The organism is Streptococcus sp. CL9.43 (assembly GCF_049737935.1).
GTDB lineage: Bacteria > Bacillota > Bacilli > Lactobacillales > Streptococcaceae > Streptococcus > Streptococcus infantis_I.
In genome coordinates this window covers 1-8,981 of record NZ_JBKOTS010000008.1, presented here as the reverse complement: position 1 = coordinate 8,981, position 8,981 = coordinate 1, and the positions used below count along the sequence as shown (strand labels likewise).

The following is an 8,981-nucleotide window of genomic DNA, read 5'->3' as shown; positions in this document are numbered from 1 at the left end:
AAAGAATAAGAATTTCCTTAATTTATCTAACGATCTAAATCAAAATCTTGCCACAAACCTCCTTCAATTTCAGCTTCTTGACGTTCATAGATTTTATCTGAGATCTCATTTTTTTCCTCTTCAGATAAATATCTTTCAAACTCTGATTTAAAACGTTTATAATTATCAGCTTCTTTCTTAGCTTCAAAATACTTAGACCAAGCATTTTGATTTTCATTTTCCAAGTGAGCTTTCTCTTTTTGGAATTCTGCTTTCAGTTCTCTGATTACGTTCTTTAAAGATGAAATTGTAGAATGTAACTTTTTAATGAACCCTATTTGAAGAATAGACTCTTTAAAATCGTTCAACAAATTCGACAATGGGCTATAGTTCGCCTTCATGGCTATTCTATCAAACTCATCCTCAGGAACAATCACAACACGTTCACGATTATTAAATAGCCCTCGCTCTTTGATTTCAAATTGACTTTTATCTACTTCTGTTTCACTGATCATTTTAAGACGTAACATAGCATTGATAGTTTGATCTTCTAATTTTGCTTTATCCAACTCTTCTGACATGTTTGCGACTTCATTTTTCAAATGCTGCAATTCATTCTGTTGTTGCTGCTTCTGTAATTCAATTTGTCGCATAGTCTCTTTATATTCTCGCATATCCTTAATATCGTTCGTCTGACCTAACTTGCGTTCGATATTAAGGTTTTTCATAAAGTATTGAATCCTATCAATTTCATGATCACGAAATTGTTTAAGTTGGCCACGGCCTTTTTCTTTAAATCCTTCCTGGAGGAGAGCTTTTGAAAAAGATGGTTGTTTTGAAAGACCATTTTTATATCCATCAGCAATAGGAACAACATTGAAATGAGCATGAGGAGCTCCATCTTCGTCTAAATGGACAACTGCATTATAGATGACTAAATGATCGTGCCGTTCATTAAAATCTCTTACGTAGCTTGCTAGAGCCTCTCCTACTTTTCTTTTTTTATTGAAATCCATCTTTTCCCAGTCGGATTTATTACCTACTGAGACTACAAATTCACGTTGCAGATCTAATGTCTTTGATTTTTTAACGTGTTTGTAGTAGTCTTCAATTTTTCTATCCTTCCTCCGTTGTTTTAAATTGTAAGTATTTAAAGCATCGTCAAATTCATCGTGATAGACTTCTTTTATGTCACGTTTAATAATCGTTATATTTTCGTCGGACAATTCACGATTTATATGTTTGTGTTCATTACTCTTAAACTCTTCTTCGCTCAGATCTCTGTTATTATGACGTATATTTGTCATGCCAGTTTTTGTTTTAAAAGAAATGGTCATTTGATTCATTAGTTTATTTCCTCTCTTACTATTGTGATAGTAGTATGCCACAAAAAGCAAAAGATAATAAAAATTTTTGAAAATTTCCGTTAAAAACGTGATTAACAAATTTATTTGAGTATTTGTTTTTCAAAAAGATGGTTTTATATAGTGACCATCTTTTTAGAATTTATAGAGCACTATATAAGTCCATCTTTTCAAAATTTATGGAACACTATAAAATCCATCTTTTCAAAATTTATGGAACACTATAAAATCCATCTTTTCAGAAATCATGGACTACTATATAAGTCCATGATTTTTAAATCTATGGATTTCTATATAGTTTCAGCAGTTTAAAGAGAAACATTTAGCCCAAAATGTTGGGCTACGGCGTGGGGCTATCGCTATTCCACGCCAACTATTGTCGATATGTAATCAGTTGTAAATAAAAATATCTCTCTCGGATCAAGCAGAGTTTCTGTTACTCTTTGACAAAGAGTAACGTTTTTGTAGTTTTGACATTGCTGCGCAACGTACAAAACTAAAACGCTCTGCCGAGGGCCATGGGTTGCACCCCTTTTTTGGTCCATCATGGTCCAAAAAATTCACTGCGTTTTTCGGCCCACAAAAGTGGACTCGAAAAAAATCGGCGCGGACACCGCACCGAAAAAATTGCCCACTGCAATTTTTGCTTGCCCATCTTTTGCTAACAAAATAATTTCAGCTGCGCTAAAATTATCAGCAAAAATGGTCTTCGCTTATCGCACGAATTAGCGTGCGATTTGTCCGCGAACTGCGCAGACAAAAAAAGAGAGAGCGTATAACTCCCTTTTTAACTAAGCTATTATTGTAGTTAGTGTTTGCGATTCGACATATATTCATCATACGAGATTTCCAGCGGCTCATAAATCGAGATAGTATTAAGCTCAACTAACGGTTGTTTCGTATCATTTCTTTTTTTCGTCTTGCTGTATGTTCTAACGAAATATTTGAAATATCGCTGTCGATCATAACTAAGTTGTTAATTGATACATGACTTCGTTTTTCCTTTTCATTGTCGTAATAGTTAAGACGGTAGCTGCTGCCAGTCCGAGATGAAAAGCGGACAGATCTATCTCCATCATATTTAGATAGCAGTTCAATTACTGAAGTATTTGTATGTAAATTTGTTTTTTGAGAATTAAATAAATAATTGCAAAGCTGTCAGTTTCGGAGTATAATGTATTTAAAAAAACTACAAGGAGAATTGCTTTATGAATAACATTGTTACTACACCGGTTTCTGTACGATTTAGTCAAGAACTTAACTCTATTTTAAGTACTGTTGTTGAAGAAAATAATACTACTAAAACTGACTTTATCAGACAAGCCGTGGTTGAAAAAATTGAGGATATGTATGATATAAGAATGGCAGATCAAGCTCATAAAGAATGGGTTGATGGAGGGAGAAAAACCATTTCTCATGAAGAAATGATGAAACGTTATGGCTAAATATAAAGTTGAATATGCGGATACTTTTGATAAGGCAATGAAAAAATTGGATCGTGTAAATCAACGTTTTATCATGCGATGGATTGATCAGCATTTAAATAACGTCGATTTTCCTACTTCTCCAGGGAAGATTTTGAAGGGAAATTTTTCAGGATATGTCCGATTTCGAGCGGGAAATTATAGGATCATTGCTGAAGTTAATAACGATAAATTTGTGATTACGAATATGACAGTAGGTCATAGATCAGAAGTTTATAAGATGAAAAAATTTTAAATAGAAAGATCAACAAAAAAAGAAAAGATCAGTTTGCAGACTGATCTTTTCGTGAAGAAACCTTTAAAAAATGGGGAGCTACGAAAGGGTATTAGCAAACTTTTATTTGCTAGGGTCTAAGAAACTATCTTAATACTCGCTCAAAGGAGTTTTTAGAGATAAGTTACTTGCGAATAAATCTGAAAAACGCTCAGTTGGTTCTGCCCTAGGTACACCCCTACAAGATCATCTAACTGAATCATATTAGATGCTTTAGACTTAGATTGAGACTGCAAAGATTGTAAATGTTGGAGCTGGCTAACTCCTGAATTTTGTATTTCTGACATATAAAAAATGTCCTTTCTAAAATTGTTTTTTGCTTACTGCAACCGACAAACAACTTTAAAAAAGACGCTCTCATCAAAATCCGCAAATTCATCTCGGTGTTTCTCCAGATGCCGTTTACGTTTTGGTGATAAATAAATTCCTGATCCAGCTTCATACGATAATCCAAAAAACTTAATCACTTTTTCTTTTAATTCGCCTACTTTTTTCATAGCTTTATTGTACCACGTTTCAAACCTTCGCTTACTTTATTCCATGGTCTACTTGATGGATTCTCAAAAAATCAGTAGAGCCTGTCCCTCAGAACAAGCTCTACTATACTTACTTAACTATAAAAAGACTAAAAAGTATAGGAATTAATAATACCAAAACGACCCCTATTACAAATACAAGTAAAACCTTTATAAGATCTTTATCAACTTTTTTCTTTTTAGATTTATAAATCATAATTTAAAACAAGAAACAATAGCAGCAATATCAGCAGCGCCTACAGCACAAACTCCGCCAATACAAGCAGCACAAACAACTCCTCCTATCGGTGCTGCTGTACAAGCTGCAACACATGTTCCAGCAATCAGCTTAGCTACAAGCCCATTTACTCCCGCAACAGCTGCAATACATCCTGCAATTGCCCAAACGTCTCGATTTTCTCGTTCATATTTCAAACTCTTTAATCCTTCTAATCCTTCTCTGATCTGTGTATTAGTCAGGTAAGGTATATCCGTTTTTTTCTCTTCAAGTAATGACCCGTTTGCAAAAACTTGAATATTGAATGTATTAGTCTGATTTCTAGTTATAAGAGTTTCTGTATAATATTCTAGTTTATTATTTGAATCAAAAAGTAAATTTAAGTTACTCAACAAGCTATAACTTCCTTTAATACCAAAATTAACTGAAGTATACTCGCTCCCATTTACCCGAGTCTTCACAACTCTAACATCATCCACATTCAAATTTTCTACATCCGAATGCAATATTATGTTTGATAAAGAAGCTATAGCCAACTGTTTATAGTTATTTACCTCTTGTTCATTCTTTACATCCCAACTTCTTTTAGCAATATCATTTAAATCAGAAAATGAGTATGCCATATCAGATGTTATGTACGTTGTTGTCTCTTCAAAACTATCCGCAAAAACAGTTAACGGAGAAAAATGAACTACAGTAAAAACAGCTACAATAAAAATTGTAATAACTTTGCATATTTTTTTCATCGTTTTCACACTTTCTTTAATAAAACAAAGCAACAAAAAAAATTCTCTTTTTAATAAACACCTCCAATAAGATTATATTGTATAGGGATCATCTTCAATTTGATTCTACTCTCTAAAAAACAAAAAGTCAAATAATTATATATTAATAATTGGTCTTATTTCCAATTTATTTTTATCCCCTAATTGATAAGATTTCTTGAACACCCCAAGTTCATTAAAATGATGTTTATACAAATCACAAACGAAGAATTTCATTGGCTGATTAGTTAAACTGTCGCAAGTATAGAATCCTCGAAAATCTTCAACATTTCTAGAAACTATTTTTTCTAAAATATAGATGCCACCTTAACTTTCCGAAAAATTGGTCTTTTTCGGAAAGTTATATATCTAAAAACGCTCATGTCCTTGAGGCTCTAGGTATTTCAGCGATATATTACTTACGAAAAAATCTGAAAAACGCTCAGAATCATCATGTCAGCATCAAAAATGCGTATTTTTTGTATGAAAAAACGCAAATTGGAGGCAGTTATACAAAAAATAGACCTCACGGAGGTCTATTTTGTTATCTCTTCATACATCTCAAATAATCGTGCAACTGTTTCACTTTCAGTTAACCAAGTTTTCTTACCGTCTACGATTTTTTTCATGTCATAAGATTCCATAACTGCTTTATCGTTAGCCTGGTGAGCTCGTCTAAGTTCGACTGCATGGTTAACTCATCATAGAGATCCGCCAATGAGCTCTCTGGATATAGTGCACGTGCTTCAAGAATAGCTTGAGCAGTTTTAGAAATCTTCTCTTTTTGAACTTCTAATCAGTTATTTTTTTGAAAACAAACGTTGCCACCAGCTTTGTTTTGTTTCTAAAAGTAATGTTTCATTTTTGATAGTCAGTGCTCCAATAAGTTGGAGTTGATTTTTGTTAGTGTCCAACATATCTGCAATTTGTTCATCTTTTTCATCAATCTGAGAGATTAAAAAACGTCGTTCGTTATCAAAATCCTCACGGAGCTTCTTAATTTGTTCCTGCAATACAGTTTCTACACGATTGCTAGCATCATCTACACTGCTAGATTCTGTGTAGCTATCTTCTACAATACAATGATCAAGTATGTACTGCGTGATTGTCTTGTTTTCATTTTTAGCTAATTCTACAAGTTTCTCTTTCTGTTCCTTAGATACTCTGATACTTATTTGAACACTCATTTTTTTCTCCTCCACTAAAATCGACATCTATACAATAATAACGCTTTGTGTAGATATATTGTAGCATATTCTACACAATTCTACACACATAATATGTATGAAAATCATGAAATCTTTGAGAATATCCTTTTATACAAGCTATAAATTTCAACGCCTTCTTTTTGATAGTTCCTGCTGCTTGTTCCAATTTTCTTCTGTCGTCATACTGCAGGCTTTTTTATCTGATTTTGTTGCTTGCTACCATCAAGGAGCTCTAAATAAAAAAGTAAATATTTATTTAAGCCCATATAAGGCTATATTTGCCCCTTAGAGAGTTCAAGGTGTATTTATCCGACTTTCTATCAAAAAGTCCCTTAACGGCCAAAATATGGCTCCTGATGACGTCTTGAATTTTGTACTGTAGTGAAAAGCGTAAAAAGTCTCTTTTCCCTCATGATACGATCATAGTTGTAGAGGACCCTTCTACAAATTTATGTAAATGGAGTAAAAACAGTAAATGAAAGAAGAGTTAGAAAGGTAGTTATAAATAAAATAAGTTTTTTCATAGCAGTTCTCCTTTATTTTTTGTATGATTATATCAGAGTAGGATGTGTGGAGTTGAAAGTTTCTAAAAATCTTTTATTGGTTTTTTGATCGGAAACAGATAATGTGTAAAGAGAGCTTAGGCTCTCTTTTTGTTTGTGCTTCGCAGTGGAAACAAAAAAGCCCCTATGGAAATAGATTCCTTAGGGGCTTCGGTGTGCTTGTGCACTACATTTTCATACGTTAATTGTAACATGTGTTGTGAAAATCTGTCAAAACTATGCCATACTATTTTGGAGGCGCCTCTTTATCGTTGGGTGACTGGAAACGGATATCTCAGAGGTCCAGACTCTCTGTCGGGTATAGGCTGTAAATACCCTATATATGTTTTTGGAGTAGAGAAAATCAGATTTTTATAGTTATTTTATTTTTTCCCCCCAATTATTTATTATAACATAAAAAAAATTTAAATTATAGACTTGTTTTTTATTGGAAATAGGACTATATTGATAGTGTAAAGCGCTTTAACTAAAAATAAAGGAGTAGAATGCCATGAAAAAATCTTTGAAATATCTTTGTTTATTGTCATTGTCATCACTTGTATTTATTAGCGCTAGTTTTCCATTAGCTGAGACAGTTAAGGCTAATGAGTCAGTAACAGTTGCAAAATCAAAGGAATATACTTTATCAGAAGAGCAAAAGAATCGTTTGGATAAGTATGTATTTTTAGATGCTTCAAATCATTTTGCAATAGATGAAAATGCTAGTTTTGAGCTTTCTGATTTTGAATACAATCTTTTAAAAACCAAGGTATCAGAAACAAATGCTGCAATTGATAGCATTAAGTTATCTTCAAATGAGTATAAGGTGGTTTCTCAAGATAGTATTACCGTTTTCCAGAAAGTTAAGGATGTAAACCGTTCTAGTTTTGCTTTTCGTTCTGTTTCTGGATATCAAGAAGGAGAAAATGCTATCCGATTTTATTGGTGGGGAGCTAGAGTATGGTTATCAAAAACTACTGTTAATTATCTCGGAGGTGGAATAACTCTTGGGGGACTCTGGATTCCTGAAGCTATTGTATCAAAAATTTTAGCTACTGCAGGATTGGTTCTAGGTTATTGCCCTGGAGGTATTGTATTTAATTATACTCCCGGAGTAAACATTTGGGGGCTAGAGTTTCAATGATTAAGAAGATAATTTTGACAGTTATATTTTTGATACATTTTTGTATTGGGTTATTCTCTAACTCTTTATGGAACAATTTACTGTTACTCCCATTTTTTATAATTTTATACTTTATGCCAGATAACGATCTTAAGAAATAAGATTCTCCCAAAAAACACCCAAGGTTTGTACTGACCAAGGGTGTTTTTTTAATCTTTGTTTTATCAAGTATAAAATGTTTGGTTATTTAAGAATTTTCTATTTGTAAATATTTAGATAGAAAATAGTGAACTGAGTGAAAGATTTTTTTATTTTTTAAAAATAAAATATAGATTTTTTTCTTAAGAAGATACTTTCTAATTTACTTTCTGACCTACTTTATATTACTTTATATTACTTTGTCGACCTCAGAAAACCAGCAATACCAAGGGGTTACAGATAAATAATTGACTATTTTGTACCCCATTAATGACTATTTTGTACCCCATTAATGACTATTTTGTACCCCATTAATGACTATTTTGTACCCCATTAATGACTATTTTGTACCCCATTATTGACTATAAAATTAAAAATTGATAGAATATAGCATAATAGGAAACATAGTAAAAGGTAAACAAGATGGTATCAAATAGAAAATCCAGTAAAATCTATGAAGAATTAGCTTCTCGTCAAAATTATTTAGTTGTCCAGGCGAATGACTTGGCCAAAGCATTTGGTAATTTAAAAGCTTTTGAACATAAGGTTTTAGACTACTGTTTTTCATCTGTAACGAAAGATAGTAGAGTTGGTGATGTCTTTACGGTTCATAGTCTTGACATTATGAAGCACTTTGGCTTAACTAAAAACGGTCAGAATTATAGACGAATTGCAGAAGCTTTTTCGAGACTTAACGAGAATACCGCTCTATATATTCCTGAAACATTGCCTGACGGTAGACGATCAATAATCATGACTCAACTTTTCAGCAGAATAAGATTTATTGAGGATGGCCTTGTAGAGTTTAAATTCTCTGAAGATGCCGGACCTTTAGTTTTTGAGTTGAAAAGAAACTACTATTCATTCCATTTAGATGAGTTAGGAAATGTGAAATCAAAGTATTCTTTGATCTTGATGAAACTTTGGGAAGCATATCGCTTAGGAAATCGAGAATATACAACCATTAAGGGAAGTTTAGAGGAATGGCAAGATTGGTTCTTGGGTGAAGAAAAGTCATGGCCTGCAGGTTTGTTTAAGAGGAACGCTCTAATGGTGGCATGCGAAGAATTAGAAATGAAATTCAACGCTGATATAGATTTAACAACTGTAAAAAAAGGACGAAAAGTTATCGGGTATGAGATGGTAATTAGGGATAGACGGATGCCAACCACTGCAGATGTAATCATAGAGGCAGAGAAAGCATCACATCAGACAGATATCCACGAATTTTTGTAATTTGAACATGTATTAAGAATTAGGACTTGCATATGCAAGTCCTTTTCTAGAAGAGA

8 protein-coding genes and 1 pseudogene are annotated in these 8,981 nt (G+C 32.9%); 4 read left to right on the top strand and 5 right to left on the bottom strand.

Annotated features, from left to right (window positions below; genetic code table 11):
* Positions 1–26: 26 nt before the first annotated feature.
* Positions 27–1,325 (bottom strand): plasmid recombination protein, encoded by a 1,299-nt coding sequence (locus ACLNCS_RS08450; protein WP_424848279.1) that lies wholly within the window; start codon positions 1,323–1,325, stop codon positions 27–29.
* Between the two features lie 1,226 nt (positions 1,326–2,551).
* Between ACLNCS_RS08450 and relB the strand changes: the two genes are divergently transcribed.
* The gene (relB, locus tag ACLNCS_RS08445) at positions 2,552–2,788 is read left to right on the top strand and encodes a type II toxin-antitoxin system RelB family antitoxin (RefSeq protein WP_424848277.1); all 237 of its coding nucleotides are present in this window, start codon (positions 2,552–2,554) and stop codon (positions 2,786–2,788) included.
* Positions 2,781–3,062, top strand: a complete 282-nt coding sequence (locus tag ACLNCS_RS08440; protein ID WP_424848275.1) for a type II toxin-antitoxin system RelE family toxin — start codon at positions 2,781–2,783, stop codon at positions 3,060–3,062. Before relB ends, ACLNCS_RS08440 begins: the two co-directional genes overlap by 8 nt.
* A 359-nt stretch (positions 3,063–3,421) precedes the next feature.
* Here ACLNCS_RS08440 and ACLNCS_RS08435 read toward each other — a convergent pair whose 3' ends face one another.
* From ACLNCS_RS08435 to ACLNCS_RS08420, 4 genes and pseudogenes are all read right to left on the bottom strand, one after another.
* Complete coding sequence (locus tag ACLNCS_RS08435; protein ID WP_424848273.1) at positions 3,422–3,598, bottom strand: hypothetical protein; 177 nt, start codon at positions 3,596–3,598, stop codon at positions 3,422–3,424.
* A gap of 231 nt (positions 3,599–3,829) precedes the next feature.
* Positions 3,830–4,609 (bottom strand): hypothetical protein, encoded by a 780-nt coding sequence (locus tag ACLNCS_RS08430; RefSeq protein ID WP_424848271.1) that lies wholly within the window; start codon positions 4,607–4,609, stop codon positions 3,830–3,832.
* 545 nt (positions 4,610–5,154) lie between these two features.
* Positions 5,155–5,411: pseudogene (locus ACLNCS_RS08425) on the bottom strand (type IIL restriction-modification enzyme MmeI); the annotation flags it as partial.
* A gap of 7 nt (positions 5,412–5,418) precedes the next feature.
* Positions 5,419–5,805, bottom strand: coding sequence for a hypothetical protein (locus tag ACLNCS_RS08420; protein WP_424848269.1), 387 nt, complete (start codon positions 5,803–5,805; stop codon positions 5,419–5,421).
* A 1,074-nt stretch (positions 5,806–6,879) separates the two neighbouring features.
* Here ACLNCS_RS08420 and ACLNCS_RS08415 point away from each other — a divergent pair.
* Positions 6,880–7,512: a hypothetical protein gene (locus ACLNCS_RS08415; protein WP_424848267.1), complete on the top strand. Its 633-nt coding sequence runs from the start codon at positions 6,880–6,882 to the stop codon at positions 7,510–7,512.
* Positions 7,513–8,112: 600 nt separating this feature from the next.
* Positions 8,113–8,925, top strand: a complete 813-nt coding sequence (locus tag ACLNCS_RS08410) for a replication initiation protein (RefSeq protein ID WP_424848265.1) — start codon at positions 8,113–8,115, stop codon at positions 8,923–8,925.
* The last annotated feature ends 56 nt before the right edge of the window (positions 8,926–8,981 follow it).

What these genes read in the sequence shown, in the direction of transcription:
- ACLNCS_RS08450 (WP_424848279.1), bottom strand. Translation starts at nt 1,325, where the DNA reads ATGAATCAAATGACCATTTCTTTTAAAACAAAAACTGGCATGACAAAT.
- relB (WP_424848277.1), top strand. Translation starts at nt 2,552, where the DNA reads ATGAATAACATTGTTACTACACCGGTTTCTGTACGATTTAGTCAAGAA.
- ACLNCS_RS08440 (WP_424848275.1), top strand. Translation starts at nt 2,781, where the DNA reads ATGGCTAAATATAAAGTTGAATATGCGGATACTTTTGATAAGGCAATG.
- ACLNCS_RS08435 (WP_424848273.1), bottom strand. Translation starts at nt 3,598, where the DNA reads ATGAAAAAAGTAGGCGAATTAAAAGAAAAAGTGATTAAGTTTTTTGGA.
- ACLNCS_RS08420 (WP_424848269.1), bottom strand. Translation starts at nt 5,805, where the DNA reads ATGAGTGTTCAAATAAGTATCAGAGTATCTAAGGAACAGAAAGAGAAA.
- ACLNCS_RS08415 (WP_424848267.1), top strand. Translation starts at nt 6,880, where the DNA reads ATGAAAAAATCTTTGAAATATCTTTGTTTATTGTCATTGTCATCACTT.
- ACLNCS_RS08410 (WP_424848265.1), top strand. Translation starts at nt 8,113, where the DNA reads ATGGTATCAAATAGAAAATCCAGTAAAATCTATGAAGAATTAGCTTCT.